Consider the following 21,972-nt stretch of genomic DNA (forward strand, 5'->3'; position numbering starts at 1 on the left):
CAAGTTGTTATGAGGGCATTGCACAGGCTTTTGCAAAGGCTGTGCCGAGGTGCACGCGGGCGCTTGTTTGCGCAGCAGACGGACGCTGCAGGGCCGGGCGCGCGCACCAGATCGGCGCGCTGGCGGGATGGGCGTGCACGGGGTGCGCTGAAGTGGTGCCGGGGTCGACAACTATCTAGCGCCGCCTGGAATCGCGTTGATGGAACAGTGACCGCTCCTCACTTTCCAAGGACTGAACTTATGCCACGTACCCCAAGAGTCGCTGCGCCGCAGCCGACCCTGCCGGTCTTGAGCCCGCCGTTTATCAGCGCCGACGATGCCGCGCGTTGGGCCTATGGGCAGGCCGACTACGCAGCGGCCGACAAGGAATTGGGTGGTGCGATTCTCAAGCAGGGCCACTACTGGTTTGCCACAACGCCTGTGGCCGACCAGCACGTCACCTTCGATCATCGGATCGTGCTGGCCACCGACGCCGAGGATAATTTCATCGCCCCCGAGGGCTATACCTGCGAGGCGCTCTATCACTCGCACCCGCCGGACATGGCGCAGGTGAAGCGGCACAACCCCGGCATGAGCGATGAGCAGGCCTCGGTGTTCATCAGTTTTTTCTCGCCTGCCGACCTGCGTTTTATCATCGAACACCGGCGTTCAGTGGTGGCGCACTATGTGTTCGGCCCCGAAGGCTCATTGCTCAAATACGTGAGCAGTGGCTCGGCGGCCGAAGTGCTATTGAGAAAGCGCATTGCCGGCGAGGAGCCATTCGCGCCCTCTGCAGATTTCGAGTCGTTGATCTGGCAGGCCGCGCAAGCCGGCGATCTGCGTGTGGTGGTGGCCAACGCTCACTGGGGCGGCGTGCGCGGGCGGGTCAAGCACGGCTGGCGGATCAACGCCGCCGTCACGCAGGTGACAGAGGAACAGCCGTTCTGCACGTCGGTCTTCGAGCGTGCAGACCTGGCGCTGATGGCCGCGCGCGCGTTGTTCCCTGAAGGCTCAGCCCAGGGCTTTGTGCTTAAGCACACGCGCGGCGAAGCGTATGTGGCGACTTACCCCGAGGCGCTTGGCACGCCGTTGTTCTCTCCCGCAGCCCGGTTTCCGTTGCGCGCCGATGGCCAGTTACGCCTGCCCTCAAACTTTCGACTGGAGGCCATCTATTACCGCGCCACGCCCTTGGCCGTGGACATTCCCGCACGTGAACCCTGGCTGTATTCCACCTTCTTTACCCCCGCCGAAGTGGCTGCCGCCATCACCCAGTCGCGCGCGACCCTGGCGCTGCAGGACAAGGCGCGTGGGCTCCAGCTGTATCTGCAGGCGTCGGATGGCGCACTGCTCAAACTGCAAGTGCCCGGCGCCGAGACCGACCTGGCCGGCGCTGATGTTGACGACAACGGCGCCCAGGCCGCGCTGCTGGCCGGCTCGCTGAGCCCGCGTGGCTATGTGCGCCGGGTGATTGCCTCAACGACGGTGTCGGTAGTGGCGGCGGGGTTGCTTTGGCGAACGGTCGGCCCGGTAGACAATCGCTCGGCAGTGCTGGACGGTGTTTCGCGGGCGGTGATAAGCCGCGCCTTTATTTCGGCTCACGATGCGGCGGTGTATGCGCACGAGCAGATAGGGCGGCGCCGCGAGCATGCCTACGGCGGCTACGTGCTCAAAGACGCTAAAGGACATTTCTTTATCACCGCGCCTGAGGCAAGTGATGCCAACCCGTTCGCCCAGTTGCTGTTTTTTTCTGCGGATGGGCAAGGCCCGATGATTCCGCCTGAGCCGTATCAGGTATTTGCGCGTTACGGCTCGCACCCCGGGCTGTCGATGATCGACCCCGAGTGGGTGGCGCAACGACGCTGGAGCCGTGAAGACGCGCTGATCAACCTGCAGGTTTTTTCCGCCGATGAAATCCACGCTGTGATCAGTCACAGGCAGCCGGCCTATCTGTCGGCCGCCGAGGATTGTTTACTGGCGTACACGCCGAGTTTTTCCAGTGCTGAGCAACGGCTGCTGAGCCAAACTGCGCCGCAACCGGGTGGCAGTGCCGCTCAGCAACGGCTGGACAGCGGGCAGGTCAAGCCTGCGCAATGGGTCATCGTGCTGGCTGAAGCCGGTGATTTGCGGGTGATCCTGGGCAATGCCTTGTGGGGCCCGCGCTCGCCGGTCTATGACGACTGGACTGCGTATTTTGACTATGCGCCAAGAGTCGGCGCGCCGGACTACGCGACCTATGGCGCGCTGTTTGCCAGCGCAGACGCGGCCGCTCGCAACCTTCACGCACGGGTTCATGGGCGCAACCTTGCCGAGCAGGCGTACTTCGGTTTTATTCTCAAGCACAAGGACACCGAGCAATACCTGGCGAGCGAGGTCGCAGGCGCGGGCGACCAGAATGCCCTGTTCAAGCTCAACCGTGTGTTTGCCCCGATTGCGGGCGGCGATTTCCGTTTTCCTGACGGGTTCGTTCTGTGTGGATTGTTTCGTTCGCAGCAGTGGCAACCGGCGGGCCTGCCTGCCCCGACCGCCTGGCTGACCCGCTACTTCGTGATGCCCAAGGTGCTGTACGTCGCCCTCTACGACACCAAGCGCGCGGGCGAAAAATATAACCATGGCAAAAACCTGCCGGTGTACTTCTCGACCGAGGAGGGCGCCTTGCTGCGGTACGTGTCGCTGCCCTTCAACGTGGGAAGTGGCGGCCCGGTGGACAGGGTCCTTGAGGAAGACGAACGCTTGTTGATTTCGGGCCAGAAGACGGCGCAAGCCTTTGTCCGCGACTGGGCCGACCGAGGTGAACTCAAGGTGATCCACACCAGCCAGTGCTGGGACACCCCGGGCGTGGTATCGCGTACCTGGGCCGGCTACGAGCACCTGGCTCGACGCCGGTTGAGCCCGGCCTTCGCCAGCGCGGATGATGCGGCGCGTTATGCCGCCGACATTATCGGCGAGGGACGCCGCCGCACGTACGGCGGAGTGCTGCTGCGGCAGGCGGATGGCCTGTACGTGGCGACGGACCCATTGGCCTTGCCGCCCCAGGGTGTTGCGCTGAACTGGGTGTACCCCGATGTGGCCGTCACTGGCGGGCTTTATCCCCATGGCAGCACTGTCGTGGCGCGCTACCGCTCGGTGCTTGGCGAGGAGACGCAAATGCTGTTGGCCGCCGAGCAAAAGGCTATCTACCAGAGCATGTTGCCCACCGCCGTGCTGTCGAACCTGTTGCACCGTGACCCGCGCATACAGCGCGAATACCTGTTCGGGCCCCACGGCACGATCCTGCGTTACCAGTTGACCGGCTCGGTGGAGGAAGCGGCGCTGAAAGCGCGTCTGGTGCCCCTGAACCCACTGAACGGCAACCAAGTAGACACCGAGGTTGAACGCCAACTGCGGGCCGGTACCCTGCTGCCGGGTGACTTCGTCGGCCAGGTCGCCAAGGCCGGCGACCTGCGCGTTATCAAGGGCAATGCGTTGTGGGGGTTTGCCCGGCGCGTGAGCGCGCCTTTCGTGGCGAATCTGGCGACCCTGCCGGCCCTGGAGATCAAGCAGGTATTCGCCGATGCGCCGTGCAGCCCGATCTTTGCCCGCGCCGACGACGCCGTACGTTATGCACAACGATTGGCATCGCCCCGGCCAGAGGTGCAGTTCGGTTACGTGCTCAAGGCCGTCAATAAAAATGCCTACATGACCACTCTGCCGCTGGTGCGCGGGGATTACACGCGGCTCGCACAGGTTTTTGCCGACGGCTTGCTGCCCCAGGGCTATGGCTTGGATGGCCTGTATTTATGCGCCTCTACCGCTGCGATTGCGCCGCCCAGCGATGCCATGGCCACCAGCTTCTTCACTCCCCAGGCGTTGGCCGGTGGCGTCGGCTTCGTCAGCAATGTGTCCAAAAGCCGAGGCTTGCCGCTTTACCTGCTGTGTGCCGACGGGGCGCTGCTCAGCTATGTGGTCAACAAGAACGGCCGGCAATTGGCCTACGCGATGCTCAGCCAAGCGGGCGCCATCGCCCGGCGCATGCTTGAGGGCAGCTCGACCGTCGCAAGCTTTGTCAGAGAACTGGCGACCAGGGGCGCGCTGGAGGTGCGGGTGCGCAGCACCGTGTGGGGCAAGGAGCAGGCCGTGACGGCGCAGTGGCAGCCCAACGCCGAACCCTGGCCGTTCGAACACAACCCGCACGTGCTGTCATTTTGTGGGCCGTTGTTCAGTCATGCCGATGACGCGGCGCGCTGGGCTCGTAAACAGGTGGGCCCGTTCAAGGGCGTCGAATACCTCGGCGCGGTGCTGACCTGTCCCGGGATTACGGGGTTTGTGCCACTTGACCCGATAGAGGACCGCCACGCCTGGCTGCAGGACACGATTGTGAAACTGTTCCGGTTCGAGCGCGCCGGGCTTGAGGTCACCGTCGCCCACCCGCTGTTCGGCTACGCCGTCAACGCCGTCCAGGCCTTCTACAAAGGCATGGCTGCCGTGCCGAACCTGCAGGCGCAGGAATGGAAGCTGCTGAACAATTTTGTCTCCGGCAACGAGCTGAGGTCGTACCTGGACATCGTCAAGATCAACCGCCCCGTCGCCGAGAGTGTGTACCTGACGTGCCGAGGCGGCGCGCTGCTCAAGTATGTGCCCGGTTTTACGGCGGCCGAGACGCAATTGCTGAGTGCCGGTGCGTCGGTTTTGCCCAGCGCGTTGGTCAGCGGTTTGTGGGCGGCCGGCCAGCTTGCGGTGCTGGAAACCGACGCCTTCTGGACCCACGCAGGGGTGTTGGGCACGGCGTGGCAAGCCAACCTGCAGGCCGAACCTGACCCGCTGGACGTCCAGTACGGTCGGGACAAGGACGAACTCTGAGGTGTTATCAGCGCTTGCGCATCAGCCCGATAAAAAACAGCCCGCCAATCGCCGCCGTGGCCACGCCGATCGGCAAATCCTCGGGGGCGATCAGCGTGCGTGCGGCCACGTCGACCCACACCAGGAACACGCTGCCCAGCAGCACGCACACCGGCAATAGACGCCGATGCTCGGCGCCGACCAGGCGCCGGGCAATGTGCGGCACCATCAGCCCCACAAAACCGATGGAGCCGCTGATCGACACCAGCACTGCGGTCATCAACGAGGCGACCAGGAACACCTTCAGCCGCACAGTGCGTGCGTTGAGGCCGAGGGTCACGGCGGTCTGTTCGCCGGCCATCAAGGCATTGAGCGGGCGCGCCATGCTCAGCAACAACAACAGGCCCAGCAGCACCGTGATACACGGAATCGTCAGCAGCTCCCAACGTGCGAGCCCGAGCCCGCCAAGCATCCAGAACATCACCGCCGACGCGGCGCGGTGGTCGCCCATGAACAGCAACAGGTTGGCTGCCGCCATCATGACAAACGACACGGCCACGCCGCACAGCAGCAGGCGATCGCTCTCCAGTCGCCCGTTGCGGCTCGCCACCGCCAGCACCACCAGCATGCTCAGCAGCGCGCCGATAAAGGCGGCGATGGGCAGCGTGAGCAGGCCGATGATTTCCCCCACATGCAGCACCACGATCACCGCGCCGAGGGTGGCGCCGGAGGTCACGCCCAGCAGGTGCGGGTCGGCCAGCGGGTTGCGCGTCACCGCTTGCAACACCGCACCGATCAGCGCCAGCCCGGCGCCCACCAGTGCACCGAGCAGCATGCGCGGCACGCGGATCAGCCAGACGATGTGTTCCTGCCCGGTGCTCCAATTCACTTCACCGAGGCCGAACGCCTTGTTCAGCAAAATGTGCCACACCACGTCTACCGGCACCCGCGCCGAGCCGAACCCCAGCGAAATCACGCAGGAGACCAACAGCAACGCACCCAGGGCGCTTAACAGCAGTACGTAGCGCCGCGTGATCATTCGCCGTGGAACCCCTTGGCCAGGGTTTCCACCGCCAGCACGTTATCGATGCCCGGCGTGGCCTGCACGTAGGGGATCACGATAAAGCGCTGATTACGGATGGCGTCCACCGATTGCAGGGCCGGGTTGTTGAGCAGAAAGTGCGCCTTTTGCTCGGCTGTGACTTCGCTGTAATCGACGATCACGATCACCTGCGGGTTGCGTTCCACCACCGTTTCCCAGTTGACGCGGGTCCAGCTGGCGTCGATGTCATCGAGAATATTGCGCCCACCGGCGGCCTCGATCAGCGCCTGCGGCATGCCCAGGCGGCCGGAGGTCATGGCGCGGTCTTCGCCGCTGTCGTAGAGGAACACGCGAGGCTTCTCGGCGGGCAGGTGTCTTTGCACCTCGGCAACGTGCGCCTGCATCTGCGCGATCAAGGCATTGGCGCGGTCCTGCACGTCGAAGATCCTGCCCAGGTTGCGCAGGTCGTTATAGGTGTCTTCCAGGGTGGCGGCGGGGCGCTTCATCACAAAGGCGCACGACTCGGTCAGCTCATACACGTTGATGCCCAAAGGTTGCAGGGTTTGCGGCGTGAGGTCGCCGCCCACGCGCATGCCGTAGTCCCAGCCGGCGAAGAGGAAATCGACGTTGGCATTGAGCAGCGTTTCCACCGACGGGTACTTGCTCGCCAACTCCGGCAGGCCGTCGAGGCTGCTGGCCATTTGCGGAGTGACCGACTTCCAGCCGGTCACTCCGCTGTAGCCGGCCATCTGCGGCTTGAGGCCGAGCGCGAGCATCATCTGGGTCATGTTGATGTCGTGGCTGACCGCATGTTTGGGCGCTTGCTGAAAGGTCACGTCGCGGTTGCAGCTTTTGACGGTCACCGGGTAATGGGTCGCTTGGGCGAACGCTTGGGCAGTGCCGAACATCAGGGCGAGAGACAACAGGGCGCGCAGGGTCATGGTTGGGTTATCCAGGTGATTCGGGGGTAGCCGGACAAGGGGTGAGTGTCGATCAGTGCGTCAACACCAAACACGTCACGCAGCAATTCGGCGGTCAGCACGTGGTGAGGTGTGCCGCTGGCGACGATGCGCCCGTGGTTGATCACGTACAGGCGGTCGCAGAAGGCGGCGGCCAGGTTCAGGTCGTGGATGCTCGCCAGGGTGCCGATGTTCAGGCGTTTGATCAGCCGCAGTAGCTCAAGCTGATAACGCGGGTCGAGGTGATTGGTCGGTTCGTCGAGGATCAGCAATTGCGGTTGCTGGGCCAACGCGCGGGCGAGGATGACGCGCTGCTTTTCACCGCCCGAGAGGGTGGCGAACGCATGGTCTTCAAAGCCCTGCATGCCGACTGATGCCAGCGCTGCTTGAATCAATTGTCGGTCGTGAAGCGTGTCGCCATCGAACAAGCCTTTATGAGGCGTGCGGCCCATGGCGACCACTTCATCCACGCGTACACCGAAGGCGTCGGGAAATTCCTGCAGCACCACGGCGATGCGTTGTGCGCACCACTTGGCGCTGTGCTTCCAGACGTTTTGGTGTTCGAGCAGTACGTCGCCGTGCTCCGGTTTGGTGAAGCGATAGGCGCAGCGCAACAGGCTGGTTTTACCACTGCCATTGGGACCGATCAGCCCGACAAACTCCCCCGCACCGACCTGCAGGCTGGCGTCACGCAGTTGGAACTGGTGATTGCAGTGGTCGTGGCCCGGCGGGGTCCAGGTCAGGTCGGTGAGTGAGAGTGAGGCCATTCATATTCTCAAGGTCAGCGCAGATCAAACAACGTGGGAGCGGGCTTGCTCGCGAAGGCGGTGGTTCAGTGAAAGACGTGATGGCTGACACACCGCATTCGCGAGCAAGCCCGCTCCCACAGGGTTCCATGGTGTATCCGTTAAAAGGTGTAATCCACCGTCACGAAGAATGAACGTGGCTCACCCAAAATCCACTGCTGGCCGTTGTTGTACTGGCTGACAGCGTAAGTGCGGTTGAACAGGTTGTTCAGCTCCAGGCCCAGCGTGGTGTTGCGCATCGCCTTCCACGACACGGTCGCGTCGGCCACGGTGTAGCTCGGCACCTCGCTGCTGTTGGCGGTGTCGGCATACCGCGCGCTGACGTAACGCACCCCGGCACCGGCGCGCACATTATCGGTCACGGCCTTGCTCAGCCACAGGTTGGCAGTACGGTTGGGGACGTCCACCGGGCGGTTGCCGGCGCGGGACACCGCCTGGCCATTCACCACTTCGGAAAAGTCGTCGTACTTGGCCCGCACGATGGCGGCGTTCGCTTGCAATTGCCAGGCGTTCGGCAGTTGCAGGTCGAGGCTGGCTTCCAGGCCGGTCGAGGATTGCTGGCCGACTTGTTGTTGCAGCGTGGTGCCGGGGATGTTGGTCAACAGCTTCTTTTTGACGATGTGATAGGCCGCCAGCGTCCACTCGCCGCGCGAGTCCCAGAATGCCTGCTTGATACCGACTTCGGCTTGCTTGGCAGTGGACAAGCCAAACTGCTGCTGGCTCGGGCTCAAGCTGATCAGGCTGCCGACGCCGTCGGTGCTGGTGGCGTATTGGCCGTAGACCGAAGTGTCCGGGGTGATCGCGTAGACCAGGCCAGCTTTCCAGTTGTTGCCGGTGAGGGTTCTGTCGGCGTCCTGGTTCGCTGTGGTCAGGTCGTTGCTGTCGATGTGCAGATAGTCACGGCGCGCGCCGGTGATCAGCGACAGTTTATCGGTCAGTTGCAGGCGGTTTTCAGCGAAGGCGGCGAGCTGTTTGGTGGTGCTGACCGACTGCGCAATAAAGGGGCTGTCGCTTTCAAACGGTTGTGGCACGGGATGGTTGATGTCCACCGGCTGGCCGCCACCCGGCAGGTCGTCGAAGGGCGCGTTGCTCGCCAGACGGAAGCGAATACGGTTGTACTCGATACCTGTCACGGTCTGGCTGTCGAGGCCCAACAGGGTGTGTTTGAAGGTGAAGGTCTGGCGATCGCCGACCTGCTCCTGATCGTGCTTGATGCCCAGGTAGCTCTGGCGTACGAGCCCGCCGTCCACATAGTTGTAGCTCTCGGCGTTTTGCCAGCGACGCTGGTTTTTCAGGTACGACAGCTCGTTGGTGGCCGTGACGTTGTCGTTGATCTGCCACTCGCTGGTCAGGCGTGTCCACTGGTCGTTGTAGTGCTGTTTGTCGTCGCTGACGTTGTAGTTTTTGTCGCGCAGGCTTTTGTGCAACTGGCCATTGATCAGCGGCGTGCCGTAGTAATTCTGCGGGGTCTGGTCGCCATAGTCGTGTGCCAGGGTGACGCTCAGGTTGTCGGCCGGCTGCCAGCGCAGGGCGCCGCTGACAAAGTCGCTGGCAGAGTCGCCACGCGCGACGAAGCCGTTGCTGCGCAGGCGGTTGATGTTGAGGCGGTAGCTCAGGGTGTCGGTCAGCGAGCCGCCGCTGTCCAGGGCTTGCTGCTGGCGGTCATAGGAACCGTAGCCGAGGCGCAGGTGGTTTTCGATCTCGCCCTCAAACGGCTTTTTCGGCAGGGTGTTGATCACCGCGCCCGTGGCGCCCTGGCCGTAGATCACCGAGGCGGGGCCGCGCAACACATCCACGCGTTCAACCGACCAGGTGTCTACCGGGAAGGTGGACGTGCCCGCGCCATCGAACATGCGCTGGCCGTCGTACAGTTGCAGCACTGCACTCTGCCCGGTAAAGCCGCGCGCCTGCAACGAGGTGCCGCCGTCGCCCGGCGTGCCGGTGCGGCTGATGCCGGTGGCGCGCGAGATAGCGTCCTGCACACTGGCGTCGCCGCGTTCGCGGATTCTTTCGCCGGTCTGGCTTTCAACACTGCCAGGGGTTTGCAGGGCCGTAAGGTTCAGGCGCGAGCCCGCAGTGGTCGGGGTGTTGAGGTCGACGCGTTGGTCATCCACGGCGGTTGCGGTGACGGGGCTGGCGGGCAGGGTCAGGGCCTGGGCACTGGTGTGCAGGGCGAGCAGGCACAGGCCGGGCGCTAGGTACTTGTTCATCGATCAATCAATCACTTCTTGGAGGGGTACTCGCCGCAGTGCGCGGCGAGCAACGATAACGCAGAAAGTGTTATAAGTTAACACTTATTGGCTGCGGGACAAAAGTCGCGCAAGGCTACAGAAGGGCTCTGCCGTGGGCATCTCGCCTGCCTCATGCAGAACCTGAGGTAGATTCACGTTGGTTGAACACGCGCGCCAATACCAGCCGATCCAATGCCCACACCCCGATCAACGAGGCGCCGACCAAGGGGAAAATGATCGCCAGCGCGAGCATGATCCCCATCGCGGTTTTCCACTTCGGCACGTCATGGCGCAGCGGCGGCACACCCAGGCCACCGGCAGGCCGGCGTTTCCACCAGATCACCACGCCACTCACCGCGCTGAGCAAAATCATCAGGCAGATCAGCAGCACGATCAGTTGGTTGACCCAACCGAACATCTTGCCTTCGTGCAGCATCACACCCGTTTCGGTGGCGCGCGCCACCGTGTTGTAGTGTTCCCAGCGCACATCGGCGAGCACCTTGCCGGTGTATTGGTCCACGTGCAGGGTCGCGTCGTTGCGTGGGTCGTTGGCGAACACCGCGACGGTGAACACACCGTCGGCGGTGCTGGGAAAGGTGATGCTGTAGCCGGGCTCAACCTGGCGAGCATTGGCCAGATCGACCACCTGCTGCAAACGCACGGTTGGCGCAGCCGGGCCCGAATGCATGGCGCCGTGGTTCATGTGTTCGGCGTGGTCGCCGGACATTGGCATCGGCGTGTTTTCCATCGCCCACGGCACGGTTTGCTGGCTGGCGGTATTGAGGCTGCGCGCCTGCTGATCCGACTGCGGCACGGTGTTCCACATCGCCGCCGGAAAGCGATTCCACAACGCGGCGTATTGCTTGCCCCAGAAGCCGGTCCAGGTCATGCCGCTGAGCAGCATCACCAATAAAAACGCCGCCCCCCAGAAACCGGCGACGGCGTGCATGTCGCGCCAGAACACGCGCCCACGCGCGTTGAACCGTGGCAATAACACCCCGGCCGACGACTTGCCGCGCGGCCACCACAGGTACAGGCCGGACACCACCAGCATCACGCCCCAACCGGCGGCGAGTTCCACCAGGCGGTCGCCGACGGTGCCGATCATCAGCTCACCGTGGAGTGCGCGGGCGATGGCTTGCAGGTTGTATTTGGCATCCTGTTCGCCAAGCACGGTGCCGCGGTACGGGTCCACGAATACGGTCACTTCGCGGCCGTTGTCATGCATCACGAACTGCGCGCTGCTGGTGGCGTCGGCCGGTGGCAGGTATTTACTGATTTTGCCCTGGGGAAAGGCTGCCTGCGCACGCTGTAATTGCTCGTCGGCACTCAAGGCGTGTTCGGCGCTTTGCACGGTGAGCAGGTCGGCGTACATCAGCGGGTCGAGCTGGGGTTTGAACAGGTAGATGATGCCGGTGAGGGCCAGCAGCACCATGAAAGGCGCGACGAAAAGCCCGGCGTAGAAGTGCCAGCGCCAGGCCAGGTTGTAGAAGGAAATCTTTTGAGTGGTCATCAGGATGCTCCGCAAAGGCTTTAAAAATTTTATTCAGTTATGCCGCCTTCGCGAGCAAGCCCGCTCCCACATTTGAAATGCATTCCAAGTGTGGGGGCGGGCTTGCTCGCGAAGCTTTTAGAAGCTCATGTCCACCTTGGTCCAAAGCGTGCGCCCCGGTTCCTTGATGGCTTGCGGGTCGCTGGCCGGGTAGCCGAAGCCGGCGTTGCCGGCCAGGTTCAAGTGCTCGGCATAGGCTTTGCCAAACAGGTTGTCGACGCCGGTGCTGACCTTGAAGTGCTTATTGATGCGGTACGCCGCGTTCAGCGAGAACACGCCAAAGCCGCCGCTTTTGTCGAAGTCTTTGCCGACCACGTTGCCCTTGTTCGGGTCGATGCGGTTTTGCGCTGCCACCACGCGCCACAAGGCACCGGCGCTCCAGTCGTCTTCGCTGTAGGTCAGGCCGAAACGCGCGTCCAGCGGCGGCATTTGCGGCAGGGCCTTGCCGTCGCTGGTGTTCTTGCCCCAGGCGTAGGCGAGGCTGGCATCGGCCTTCCAGTGGCGCGTCAGCTTGTACGCCGCGCCGAGTTCGCCGCCCATGATGCGGGCATCGACGTTACGCGCCTGGGAGGTGGTGCCCATCATGCCGGGCGTGTAGTCGAACAGGATGAAGTCGCGCACCTGGCCGACATAAGCCGAGGCCCAGGCTTCCACGTCAGCGGTTTTGTACTGCGCGCCGAAGTCGAGTTGGGTGGTTTTTTCCGGCTTCACACCCTCGAAAGCATTCACTGAACCGACCGCGCCGGTATTAGGGGAAAACAGCTCCCAGTAATCCGGGAAACGTTCCGAATGGCCCAGCCCGGCGTAGACAGTGGTGGGGCTGTCGGCCAAGTCGTGCTCATAGCGCACAAAGCCAGACGGCAGCGTATCGGCGCGGGTGTCGTCGGCGGTCGGGTTGGGGCGGGACATCATCCCTGAACCGGTCGTCTGGCGAAAATCCTTGGCCGAGGCGCGGTCCAGGCGCGCGCCGGTGATCAGGCGATCGCGGTCGGCGGCGTACCAGGTCAGTTCGCCGAACACGCCATAGTTGTGGAAGTTGGCGTCCTTGTTGCGCGGCAGATCCTTGTAGGTGTCGACGCCCATGCTGCTGCGCTGGCGGTGCTCGTTGGTCTGCGCATCCAGGCCGCTGATCAGTTGCACATCGGCCCAGCGCCAGGTGGCCTTGATCCGCGCGCCGAGGGTGCGGCGGTCGACGTTGGAGGCCATGGGCCCGGCCATCATGCCGGTGCCGGACGGCGTGCGCAGGCTGTAGTTGTCCATCACATGGTCGGCGTAGTTGTAGTAGACCTGGGCTTCAAATTTATCCAGCACCTCGCCGATGTTGGATTTTTCGAAGCGCAGGCCCAGGCTTTCGCGCAGGAACTGCGAACCGTCCATGCCGCGCCCGGCGTAGCGTGCTTCGCCATCGCCACGGCCGGCGGTAAGTTCCAGCAGGGTGTCGGCGTCGGGGGTAAAACCGACGGCGACATCGCCGTTCCACTTGTCGTAGCGCGAGGCAACCGTGTCGTTGTTGCCGTCCTTGTAGTCATCGGCGTGTGCCTGGTTGCCGATCACGCGCACGTAGCCCAGCGGCCCGCCGGCGGCGGCATCGATGACTTTGTCGAAGCGCCCGTTGGAGCCGGCCAGCACGCTGGCGTTGACCCGCGTGCCCAGCTCGCCGAACTGCTCCGGCTCACGCTCGAACAGAATGGTGCCGGCCGACGCGCCCGGGCCCCAGAGTACGGTTTGCGGGCCTTTGATCACGGTGAGCTTGTCGTAGGTTTCCGGCGAAATGTAGGAGGTCGGTGCGTCCATCCGGCCTGGGCAGGCGCCGAGCATCATGCCGCCATTGGTGAGGATATTCAGGCGCGAGCCGAACATGCCGCGCAGCACCGGGTCGCCATTGGTGCCGCCGTTGCGCACCAGGGCGAAGCCGGGGATGGTCTTGAAGTAGTCGCCGCCATCGCTGGCCGGCACCGGTTGGCGCGGGTCTTTGGGGTTGGTGATCACGGTCAGCGGCGAGCTGGGAGCAATCGCGGTGATCACCGTGGGGCTTAACTCATGATCGTCGGCGTGTACCTGTGGCACCAACAGTGCGCCACACAGAACAGCGAAAACGGGGGTACATCCCATACGGGTGTCAGCAGAAAACCTGGACATGAAAAATTCCATCAATCATTCGTAAACAACACGGCCAGCAGCCTGCGGCTGTCTGTCTAAAGTCGGCCGGTGTGAAGTAGCGCGGTGAAAGGCTTACGCGGTGATGGGGGGCGCGCGGCTGCGGGCGCCGGGGAAAATGCTCTGCCGGGCATGGCCCAGGCGTGGGGCGGGGGTGAGGGCGTTGGCGGGTGGCGCGGTGCCGAGGGTGATATAGGACACGCTGCCGGGCAGGGCCGGGCAACTGAAGAGCAGGCTGCAATAGCCGCACTTTTCCCAGAGCACGTGGTGCTTGTCAGGCGCTTTGCTGTGTTGCGGTGCATCGCCATGGCAGCTGGGCATGTCCATGGACATTTCCATCGACATACCGGCGTGATGATCCATCGGCATCGCTTGGGAAATCAGCGGACCGATAAAGATCATCAGCATGGCGAACAGGCTGATCCAGCTGGCGCGCATCAAACCCAGGGGCTTGCGGCGTTGCGCGGATAACCTGGCGCGAGGGGCGCCCATCGAGGTTGGCCTATTGAGCGTGCATAGACTCGTGGCCAGCCGCTGGCGGCGTTTTCTGAACCGAAACTTCGACTTCAACCTTGCCGGCTTTTTCGAACGTCAGGGTCAGTGGGAATTGCTTGCCGTCGGCCAACAGGCTGCGGTCTTTGAGGCCCAGCAGCATCACGTGATAGGCCATTGGCGCGAAGGTCAAATCCCCCTTGGCCGGCACGGCAACGCTGGGCACTTGTTGCATCTTCATCAAGTCGCCTTGCATCACATGCTCGTGAAGCTCGGCTTTGTCCGCTACCGGCGTCTCGACGCCAAGCAGGCGGTCCGGCGTTTCGCCGGCGTTATGAATCACGAAATACGCAGCGACGGTCGGCGCATTCGGTGGCAGCTCCTGTGACCAGGGATCGCTGACCAGCAGGTCGCCGGCCTTGTAGTCATCGGCATTCGCAGCAACACACACCGGCAGCAACAACGCAGCCAGAAGCAGGGAAGATTTGAGCATGGCAGTTCTCCAGAACGGTTCTAAACGCAGTTCACTTGCGAAGAAATCAGACCGTTGGAGACGCGCGCGGGTTGAGGCTCGGCCATTGCTGGCGCGGGGTAGGGGCTTGCGATGAAGGCGGCGGCAGGCTCTGCGCCGCTGCAAAACGGGTGAGATACAACTGCGGCACATGCCCCGGCAAGGCCACCAAAGGCGGTGAGCCCGAGCAACACCAGCAGTGCTGCATGGTGGAGTGGTCGTCCTGCTGCGGCGCCGGAATGTCGAGCTTGCCCAGGGCAATGGTCTTCAGGCTGGCGCCATTGGAGGAGCAAAAACTGCCCCATAGCAATTGCTGAACAGGGTCGCTGGACTGCTGCATCGCACTTGCCATCGGCATGGCAAAGGCGTTGAACAGCACTGCAAAGCAGGCGATCCACACAATTGCAAAGCGTTGACGGGCCATGGCGGACAATCCGTAGGGTTAAGCGATCAGGTGCGTATTTAGCCTGATCGGTGGGGATAAGTAAAAAAGGCCGGTGTGGTTTGGTGTCGCAGTGGTTGTCTACAGGATAGCCGGGAACCACAGATTGCCAATTTTGCAGATGGGCCGCGACATTCAGCGTGACGCTGAACCCTGTGGGGGCTGGTTTGTGTTCGGCGGTGGATGGAGGCGTATAGAAACGTCCGACAAAGATTCAAGGTTGTCCCCAGGAAGATGGAACTCTAGTCTCCGTACACCGCTGAAAACTCGGCGAAACACTCGCCTCGGCCAATGCGCTGAGGTGCGACCTTGCCTTTGACCTGGATGGCCCGAAACCAGAGAAATTGCTCGGCGTTGCGCAGTTGATTGAGCTGGCGCAGTTGCTGGCCGATCGAGTGCACAAGGGCGTCGGACAAACGAAAACTGCAGCCTGATAACGCAGTTCCAAATGTGGGAGCGGGCTTGCTCGCGAAGGCGGTGTATCAGCAACGGCCAGGCTCACTGACCCACCGCCATCGCAGGCAAGCCGGCTCCCACACTTATTTGTGCCTGGGCAAAATTTTGCGCCCGCCACAAACCAAATGTGGGAGCCGGGCTTGCCCGCGATGGCGGTGGGTCAGCCAGTGATTGATTGGCTGACCCAGCGCCTTCGCGAGCAAGCCCGCTCCCACATTGGAAAGGTGGTGTTTAGAGTGTGTTGACGGCCTGTAGCACCGCAGCCACGTCGGTGAACTCTCGATCTACCGCAGCCAGCACTGGACGCTTCAAGACAAGCACCGGTATTCCCAGCTCCCGCGCCACTTCCAGTTTCGGTTCGGTCGCCGTACTGCCGCTGTTCTTGCTGATCAACACATCAATCCCACGCCGCTCAAACAACGCGCGCTCGTCTTCAATCAGAAACGGCCCACGTGCGCCGATGACTTCACAGCGTGCATTGCCCGGATACACATCCAGCGCGCGCAGCGTCCAGAGCTGATCGGCGGGGATCTCATCAAGATGCTGCAACGGCTCGCGGCCCAGTGTGAACAACGGGCGCTTGAAGGGCCTCAACGCTTCAACCAGCTCGGCCCAATCACTCACCTCACGCCAGTCATCGCCTGCCTGCGGTTGCCACGCCGGACGGCGCAACGCCCAGCAAGGGATGCCGCACAGCCGCGACGCCTGCGTGGCGTTCCGGCTGATCTGGGCGGCATACGGATGGGTGGCATCGAGGATCAGGCTGATGTGTTCATCGCGAACAAACTGCGCCAGCCCTTCAACCCCGCCATACCCACCGACGCGCACGTGGCAGGTGAGGTCGGTAGGCACCCGGCCCACACCGGCCAGACTGTAGATATGTTCAGGCCCCAGCGTACGCGCGATGGCCAGCGCTTCGGTCACGCCGCCCAACAGCAGGATGCGTTTCATAACGACTTGACCACTTCCAGCAAGGTAATCGGCAACGCCTGGCGCCAGGTGTCGAACTCGCCCAGCGGCTGGGCCTGCGCCACGTGAATGCGGGTCAGCTCGCCGCCGTGCGCTGCGCGCCAAGCCATCAGGGTCATTTCGCTTTGCAGGGTCACGGCATTAGCGGCCAGACGGCCGCCCGGGCGCAGGTGCTGCCAGCACGTGTCGAGCACGCCGTCGCGGGTGACGCCGCCACCGATGAAGATCGCGTCCGGTGCTTCCAAACCGTGCAGCACGTCCGGCGCCTTTCCTCGAATCAATTGCAAACCGGGCACGCCAAGGGCGTCGCGGTTATGTTCGATCAGGCCTTGGCGGCCTGCGTCGGCTTCAATCGCCAGCGCGCGGCAGCTGGGATGGGCACGCATCCATTCAATGCCGATGGAGCCACTGCCCGCGCCTACGTCCCAGAGCAACTCGCCGGGCATCGGTGCGAGGCGGGCGAGCGTCATGGCGCGCACGTCACGCTTGGTGAGTTGGCCGTCGTGCTGGAAGGCTGAGTCCGGCAGGCCGGCGAGGCGCGACAGGCGCGGCGTGTTGGCGTCGGCCACGCAGTCAATGGCGACGAGATTCAAATCCGCAACCGAGGCGTGTGGCCAATCAACCGCCAGCCCGTCAATGCGCTGTTCATCCGCGCCGCCCACGTGTTCAAACACACTGACACGGCTGGCGCCAAACCCGGACTGAACCAGTAGCGAGGCAATCGCCGCAGGGCTGCGGCCATCGTTGCTCAACACCAGCAACCGCACGCCGCTGGCCAGATGCGCATTCAGTGCCGCCAGCGGCCGCGCCACCACCGACAACGTCACCACGTCCTGCAACGGCCAGCCCAATCGCGCCGCCGCCAGCGACACCGACGACGGCGCCGGTAAAACCAGCAACTCTTCAGCCGCCACCTGTCGCGCCAGGCTGGCGCCCACGCCATAGAACATCGGGTCGCCGCTGGCCAGCACGCACACAGGCTCGCCGCGTTGCGCCAACACGGGCGCCAGGGAAAACGGGCTCGGCCACAGCTGCCGCTCACCACGAATACACACCGGCAACAGGTCCAACTGACGCTGGCCGCCTATAATCCGGGAGGCGCGCAACAGGGCATGCCGGGCGTTTCTGCCCAGCCCCTTGAAGCCGTCTTCACCGATGCCTACTACCGTCAGCCAGGGCGACATATCAATTCCTTGAACGACATCCGACGGGCAGGCTTTTCATGCCGCCGGACAAAGCAGGCATAATACCGCGCCTTTACCCGTCAACCGGTAGCCCCGTGAACCCAACACCTGCTCTGAACACCTTGCGCCCCTCGGCTTGTCCGGGGTTGCTGCGTATTGTCCAGGCGTTGGATGGCGGCATTTGCCGGATCAAATTGGCCGGTGGCTCCATCAGCGCCGCGCAGGCGGTGGCCGTGGCGGACGCGGCCCAGGCCTACGCCGGTGGAGTGATCGAGGCCACCAACCGCGCCAATCTGCAGATTCGCGGGATCGGTGCCGAGCAGCAGGCTTTGATCGCTGCGCTGCTGGCCGCAGGCCTTGGCCCGAACAACGCTGCTGGCGATGATGTGCGCAACCTGATGCTCAGCCCCAGCGCCGGTATCGATACTCAAATGTTGTTCGACACCCGACCGTTGGCCGGGCAGATCCTCGCCACCTTGCAAAACCATCCACGTTTCCATGAGTTGTCGGCCAAGTTCGCCGTGCAGCTCGATGGCGGTGAAGCCCTGGCGATGCTCGAGCATCACCACGACCTGTGGCTGTCGGCGTTTGAGCGCGATGGCGAAACATTATTGGCCTTCGGGCTGGCGGGTTGCCCTGGGTTGGATGCGCCGGTGGCGGCCGTGCCCCTGGCGCAAGGTCATGCCCTGGTCGTTGCAGTGCTGGAGCTGTTTCTCGACTTGGCGGCACCGACGCAAACCCGCATGCGTCATGTGTCTGTGGATAACTTATTGGCCCGTCTGAGCCTGCCGCTGCTGCCGGTGGAGGGCTTCAAACGCCCGGCCAGTGGGGCTTTGCTGCACTTGGGCAGTTATCCACAGCGGCAAAAAGATCAATTCTACGTCGCCGCCGTTGCACCGCTGGGTCGCCTGGATTCAACCATGCTCAAAGGCGCCGCGCAGTTGGCCATGGAGTTGGGCGACGGCACTTTACGTTTCACGCCATGGCAGGGCGTGCTGCTGCCCAACATTAAAAGCCACGGCGCAGTGACTGAGCGTCTGGAGCACCTGGGCTTTCTCTGCTCAGTCGACCAACCCCTGGCACGCCTGATCGCCTGCACCGGCTCAAGCGGCTGTGGCAAAGGCCTGGCCGATACCAAGGCCGACGCCCTGCAATTGGCCGCGTTGCAACCTGGCGTTGAGGTGCACTTATCCGGCTGCGCACGCTCCTGCGCGGCCGCGCACACCGCGCCGGTCACGTTACTGGCAGTGAGCCCCGGCCACTACGACGTCTATTTTCGCGATGCAGCCCAGCCAGGTTTCGGCCGGCTGCACGCGCGCACTCTTTCCATTGAAGCGGCGGGCGCCCTGTTACGCGCACGCTCACGGAGCAACACCGATGATTGATTACATCCGCGACGGTCAGGAGATCTATCGCAACTCCTTCGCCATTATTCGCGCGGAAGCCAAGTTGGACCGCATCCCGGCTGATTTGGAAAAACTCGCGGTGCGGGTGATCCACGCCTGCGGCATGGTCGAGGCCATCGATGGCCTGCAGTTCTCCGAAGGCGCAGGCAAGGCCGGGCGCGATGCGCTGGCCGCCGGTGCGCCGATTCTGTGCGATGCGCGGATGGTCTCTGAAGGCGTAACCCGTGCGCGCCTGCCGGCCAACAATCAGGTGATCTGCACCCTGCGCGACGACAGCGTGCCGGAACTGGCGCGTGCGTTGGGCAACACCCGTTCCGCTGCTGCCCTGGAGCTGTGGCGCCCGCACCTGGAAGGCAGTGTGGTGGTGATCGGCAATGCGCCGACCGCGCTGTTCTACCTGCTGGAGATGCTCGATGCCGGCGCGCCAAAACCTGCATTGATCCTGGGCTTCCCGGTCGGCTTTGTCGGCGCTGCCGAGTCCAAGGCCATGCTGGCGGCCGACAGCCGTGGCGTGCCGTTCGTGATCATGCAAGGGCGTCTGGGTGGCAGTGCGATGGCGGCCGCTGCGGTCAACGCCCTGGCCACGGAGGTCGAATAATGTCGGCACGCGGACGTTTGATCGGCCTGGGCGTGGGCCCCGGCGACCCGGAACTGATCACCCTCAAGGCCCTGCGCCTGCTGCGCGAATCGCCGGTGGTGGCGTACTTCGTGGCCAAGGGCAAGAAGGGCAATGCGTTCGGCATCATCGAAGACTACCTGGTTGCGCAGCAGACCCTGATGCCACTGGTGTACCCGGTGACCACCGAAGTGCTGCCGGCGCCGCTGTCCTACGAGCAAGTCATCAGCGACTTCTACGACACGGCAAGCCTGGACGTGGCCGCGCACCTGGACGCCGGCCGCGACGTGGCGGTGATCTGCGAAGGTGACCCGTTCTTCTACGGGTCCTACATGTACCTGCACGACCGCCTGGCCGAGCGCTATGACGCCCAGGTCATTCCCGGCGTGTGCTCGATGCTCGGCGGCGCCTCGGTACTCGGCGCGCCGCTGGTGTATCGCAATCAGAGCCTGTCGGTGCTCTCGGGCGTGCTGCCCCATGACGACCTCAAGCGTCGCCTGGCGGATGCCGATGCGGCGGTGATCATGAAGCTGGGGCGTAATTTCCCCAAGGTGCGTCAGGTGCTGGAAGAACTCGGCCTGGCCGAGCGCGCGCTGTATGTCGAGCGCGCGACCATGGCCAACCAGAAAATCGTGCCGCTGGATCAGGTCGACCCGGCGTCTTCGCCGTACTTCTCGCTGATCATCGTGCCCGGCGAACGGTGGCAAGGTTGATGCGCCCGGCGATTGTCATTCTGGGCCAGGGCAGCCTGGCCACGGCGCGCAAGATTGCGCAGGTTTACCCCGGCGCGCTGATCCACGGTTTGGCCGGGCGCGTCGAAGGCGCCGACCAGACCTACAGCGAGTTCGGCGCGACCCTGCGCCAGCTGTATCAACAGGGCACGCCGCTGATTGCGCTGTGCGCTGCCGGCATCGTGATCCGCACCCTGGCGCCGCTGCTGCTGGAAAAAGGCGAGGAACCCGCCGTGCTGGCCGTTGCGGAAGACGGCAGCGCCGTGGTGCCGTTGCTCGGCGGCCTCGGTGGCGTGAACGTGATGGCGCGCGACATTGGCGCTGCATTGGGCGTGTCTGCCGCGATCACCACCAGTGGCGAGTTGCGGTTCGGCACCTGCCTGCTCAACCCGCCTGCGGGTTATCAACTGGCGGATCTGGAGCTGGGCAAGCGTTTTGTCTCGGACCTGCTGGCCGGCGAAAGCGTGCGCATCGAAGGCGCAGCGCCCTGGCTGGCTCAGGCCAATCTGCCGCAGGATCAGCAGGCACGCCTGGCGATTCATGTGGGCAGCGCCGAGCGAGTGCCCGCCGCCAACGAGTTGCTGATTTACCCGCAGAACGTGTGCGTCACCTGCAAGCCCGGCGCGCACCTGGCTGAGCGCGTGCGGGCGGCATTGCACGACGCGGGTATTGCCGTTCAATCCCTGGCCTGCGTGTTGGCCAGCGATACACAGATGGCCGAACCTTCGCTGCACGAGGCTGCGCTGGCATTGAGTGTGCCGCTGCTGTTTTCCAGCGTCACGCAGGAGGCGGACATCGTCATCAGCGTCGCCGAGCAGCCCCTGGACCTGGCGCATGTTGGTCGCCCGCGCGGCCGTCTGGCGGTGATTGGCCTGGGCCCTGGCGCCGCCGAATTGATGGTGCCGGCGGTCAAGGCTGAACTGGCGCGCTGCACCGATGTGCTCGGTTACGAAACCTATGTGCGCATGGCCGGGCCATTTCGTGACGACCAGGTGCAGCACTGCACCGATAACCGCGAAGAAATGCAGCGTGCGCGCCATGCCTTCGAGCTGGCCGCGCAAGGGCGTTCAGTTGTGGTGGTATCGTCCGGTGACCCCGGCGTATTCGCCATGGCGGCGGCTGTGATCGAGGCCTTGCATGAGTCGAGTGACCCGGCCTGGCATCAGGTTGACCTGCAGATTCTGCCAGGCGTCTCGGCTTCGCTTGCCACCGCTGCGCAAGCGGGTGCGCCGCTGGGGCATGACTTCTGTGTGATGTCGCTGTCGGACAACCTCAAGCCCTGGTCGATCATCGAAAAGCGCCTGGACCTCGCGTCCCAGGCCGACCTGGCGTTGGCGTTCTACAACCCGATCTCGCGTTCGCGGCCATGGCAGTTGGGGCGCGCGCTGGAAATCGTCGCGCTGCACCGCACGCCTGAAACGCCGGTGGTGCTGGGGCGCGATATCGGTCGCCCAGGCCAGACACTGCGTGTCACCACGCTTGGGCAACTGACGCCCGAACAGGTCGATATGCGCACCATGGTGCTGATTGGCTCGTCCACCACGTGCGTATTTGCGCGCGCCGGTGGCGGTGAGTGGGTGTACACGCCGCGCTGGTATGGTGAAAAACCCGCCTCCTGAAAACG

The 21,972-nt window shown here is 63.7% G+C and carries 16 protein-coding genes and 1 pseudogene; 6 read left to right on the forward strand and 11 right to left on the reverse strand.

Features of this window, described 5'->3' with window-relative positions; genetic code table 11:
* Positions 1-240 precede the first annotated feature (240 nt).
* Positions 241-4,815, forward strand: a complete 4,575-nt coding sequence (locus C4J83_RS02945) for a hypothetical protein (protein ID WP_124416309.1) — start codon at positions 241-243, stop codon at positions 4,813-4,815.
* A gap of 7 nt (positions 4,816-4,822) precedes the next feature.
* On the opposite strand, the gene C4J83_RS02950 is transcribed toward C4J83_RS02945, so the two are convergent.
* The 9 genes from C4J83_RS02950 to C4J83_RS02990 all read right to left on the reverse strand — a co-directional run bounded on the left by C4J83_RS02950 (position 4,823) and on the right by C4J83_RS02990 (position 14,968).
* Positions 4,823-5,833, reverse strand: coding sequence for a FecCD family ABC transporter permease (locus C4J83_RS02950; RefSeq protein WP_119737834.1), 1,011 nt, complete (start codon positions 5,831-5,833; stop codon positions 4,823-4,825).
* Entirely contained in the window at positions 5,830-6,777 is a 948-nt protein-coding gene (locus C4J83_RS02955) for an ABC transporter substrate-binding protein (RefSeq protein WP_124416310.1), read from the reverse strand. The genes C4J83_RS02950 and C4J83_RS02955 overlap by 4 nt, the downstream gene beginning before the upstream one ends.
* Positions 6,774-7,562: an ABC transporter ATP-binding protein gene (locus C4J83_RS02960; protein ID WP_119737830.1), complete on the reverse strand. Its 789-nt coding sequence runs from the start codon at positions 7,560-7,562 to the stop codon at positions 6,774-6,776. The genes C4J83_RS02955 and C4J83_RS02960 overlap by 4 nt, the downstream gene beginning before the upstream one ends.
* A 140-nt stretch (positions 7,563-7,702) precedes the next feature.
* The gene (locus tag C4J83_RS02965) at positions 7,703-9,811 is read right to left on the reverse strand and encodes a TonB-dependent receptor (protein WP_124416311.1); all 2,109 of its coding nucleotides are present in this window, start codon (positions 9,809-9,811) and stop codon (positions 7,703-7,705) included.
* Positions 9,812-9,962: 151 nt separating this feature from the next.
* Positions 9,963-11,345, reverse strand: a complete 1,383-nt coding sequence (locus tag C4J83_RS02970; protein ID WP_124416312.1) for a PepSY-associated TM helix domain-containing protein — start codon at positions 11,343-11,345, stop codon at positions 9,963-9,965.
* A 117-nt stretch (positions 11,346-11,462) separates the two neighbouring features.
* Complete coding sequence (locus C4J83_RS02975; RefSeq protein ID WP_124416313.1) at positions 11,463-13,523, reverse strand: TonB-dependent copper receptor; 2,061 nt, start codon at positions 13,521-13,523, stop codon at positions 11,463-11,465.
* Positions 13,524-13,616: 93 nt separating this feature from the next.
* Entirely contained in the window at positions 13,617-13,979 is a 363-nt protein-coding gene (locus C4J83_RS02980; RefSeq protein WP_124418828.1) for a DUF2946 domain-containing protein, read from the reverse strand.
* Between the two features lie 64 nt (positions 13,980-14,043).
* Positions 14,044-14,526, reverse strand: coding sequence for a copper chaperone PCu(A)C (locus tag C4J83_RS02985; RefSeq protein WP_106577682.1), 483 nt, complete (start codon positions 14,524-14,526; stop codon positions 14,044-14,046).
* 46 nt (positions 14,527-14,572) lie between these two features.
* Positions 14,573-14,968, reverse strand: a complete 396-nt coding sequence (locus tag C4J83_RS02990; RefSeq protein ID WP_124416314.1) for a DUF2946 domain-containing protein — start codon at positions 14,966-14,968, stop codon at positions 14,573-14,575.
* Positions 14,969-15,252: 284 nt separating this feature from the next.
* Between C4J83_RS02990 and C4J83_RS30995 the strand changes: the two are divergent.
* Positions 15,253-15,420 (forward strand): annotated as a pseudogene (locus tag C4J83_RS30995) (DUF6124 family protein); the annotation flags it as partial.
* A 253-nt stretch (positions 15,421-15,673) separates the two neighbouring features.
* Here C4J83_RS30995 and C4J83_RS02995 read toward each other — a convergent pair.
* The gene (locus tag C4J83_RS02995) at positions 15,674-16,393 is read right to left on the reverse strand and encodes a cobalt-precorrin-6A reductase (protein ID WP_124416315.1); all 720 of its coding nucleotides are present in this window, start codon (positions 16,391-16,393) and stop codon (positions 15,674-15,676) included.
* Positions 16,390-17,595 (reverse strand): precorrin-6y C5,15-methyltransferase (decarboxylating) subunit CbiE, encoded by a 1,206-nt coding sequence (cbiE, locus tag C4J83_RS03000; protein ID WP_124416316.1) that lies wholly within the window; start codon positions 17,593-17,595, stop codon positions 16,390-16,392. The genes C4J83_RS02995 and cbiE overlap by 4 nt, the downstream gene beginning before the upstream one ends.
* Before the next feature lie 38 nt (positions 17,596-17,633).
* Here cbiE and cobG point away from each other — a divergent pair, with 38 nt between their 5' ends.
* The 4 genes from cobG to cobJ are packed head-to-tail and all read left to right on the forward strand — an operon-like array spanning position 17,634 to position 21,967.
* A complete protein-coding gene (cobG, locus tag C4J83_RS03005) occupies positions 17,634-18,980 on the forward strand; it encodes a precorrin-3B synthase (RefSeq protein ID WP_124416317.1) in 1,347 nt (448 codons plus the stop codon).
* On the forward strand, positions 18,973-19,599 hold the full coding sequence (locus tag C4J83_RS03010) for a precorrin-8X methylmutase (protein ID WP_119737817.1): 627 nt from the start codon (positions 18,973-18,975) through the stop codon (positions 19,597-19,599). The genes cobG and C4J83_RS03010 overlap by 8 nt, the downstream gene beginning before the upstream one ends.
* On the forward strand, positions 19,596-20,330 hold the full coding sequence (locus C4J83_RS03015; protein ID WP_177416165.1) for a precorrin-2 C(20)-methyltransferase: 735 nt from the start codon (positions 19,596-19,598) through the stop codon (positions 20,328-20,330). Before C4J83_RS03010 ends, C4J83_RS03015 begins: the two co-directional genes overlap by 4 nt.
* Positions 20,330-21,967 carry a precorrin-3B C(17)-methyltransferase gene (gene cobJ, locus C4J83_RS03020; RefSeq protein ID WP_119737815.1) on the forward strand — a complete coding sequence of 546 codons (1,638 nt, stop codon included), beginning with the start codon at positions 20,330-20,332 and terminating at the stop codon, positions 21,965-21,967. Before C4J83_RS03015 ends, cobJ begins: the two co-directional genes overlap by 1 nt.
* The last annotated feature ends 5 nt before the right edge of the window (positions 21,968-21,972 follow it).

This window comes from Pseudomonas sp. LBUM920 (assembly GCF_003852315.1).
Taxonomy (GTDB): Bacteria; Pseudomonadota; Gammaproteobacteria; order Pseudomonadales; family Pseudomonadaceae; genus Aquipseudomonas.

What these genes read in the sequence shown, in the direction of transcription:
- C4J83_RS02955 (WP_124416310.1), bottom strand. Translation starts at nt 6,777, where the DNA reads ATGACCCTGCGCGCCCTGTTGTCTCTCGCCCTGATGTTCGGCACTGCC.
- cobG (WP_124416317.1), top strand. Translation starts at nt 17,634, where the DNA reads ATGCCGCCGGACAAAGCAGGCATAATACCGCGCCTTTACCCGTCAACC.
- C4J83_RS02945 (WP_124416309.1), top strand. Translation starts at nt 241, where the DNA reads ATGCCACGTACCCCAAGAGTCGCTGCGCCGCAGCCGACCCTGCCGGTC.
- C4J83_RS02970 (WP_124416312.1), bottom strand. Translation starts at nt 11,345, where the DNA reads ATGACCACTCAAAAGATTTCCTTCTACAACCTGGCCTGGCGCTGGCAC.
- C4J83_RS02990 (WP_124416314.1), bottom strand. Translation starts at nt 14,968, where the DNA reads ATGGCCCGTCAACGCTTTGCAATTGTGTGGATCGCCTGCTTTGCAGTG.
- C4J83_RS02985 (WP_106577682.1), bottom strand. Translation starts at nt 14,526, where the DNA reads ATGCTCAAATCTTCCCTGCTTCTGGCTGCGTTGTTGCTGCCGGTGTGT.
- C4J83_RS02995 (WP_124416315.1), bottom strand. Translation starts at nt 16,393, where the DNA reads ATGAAACGCATCCTGCTGTTGGGCGGCGTGACCGAAGCGCTGGCCATC.
- C4J83_RS02965 (WP_124416311.1), bottom strand. Translation starts at nt 9,811, where the DNA reads ATGAACAAGTACCTAGCGCCCGGCCTGTGCCTGCTCGCCCTGCACACC.
- C4J83_RS02975 (WP_124416313.1), bottom strand. Translation starts at nt 13,523, where the DNA reads ATGTCCAGGTTTTCTGCTGACACCCGTATGGGATGTACCCCCGTTTTC.
- C4J83_RS03010 (WP_119737817.1), top strand. Translation starts at nt 18,973, where the DNA reads ATGATTGATTACATCCGCGACGGTCAGGAGATCTATCGCAACTCCTTC.
- C4J83_RS02980 (WP_124418828.1), bottom strand. Translation starts at nt 13,979, where the DNA reads ATGCGCGCCAGCTGGATCAGCCTGTTCGCCATGCTGATGATCTTTATC.
- cbiE (WP_124416316.1), bottom strand. Translation starts at nt 17,595, where the DNA reads ATGTCGCCCTGGCTGACGGTAGTAGGCATCGGTGAAGACGGCTTCAAG.
- C4J83_RS02950 (WP_119737834.1), bottom strand. Translation starts at nt 5,833, where the DNA reads ATGATCACGCGGCGCTACGTACTGCTGTTAAGCGCCCTGGGTGCGTTG.
- cobJ (WP_119737815.1), top strand. Translation starts at nt 20,330, where the DNA reads ATGCGCCCGGCGATTGTCATTCTGGGCCAGGGCAGCCTGGCCACGGCG.
- C4J83_RS02960 (WP_119737830.1), bottom strand. Translation starts at nt 7,562, where the DNA reads ATGGCCTCACTCTCACTCACCGACCTGACCTGGACCCCGCCGGGCCAC.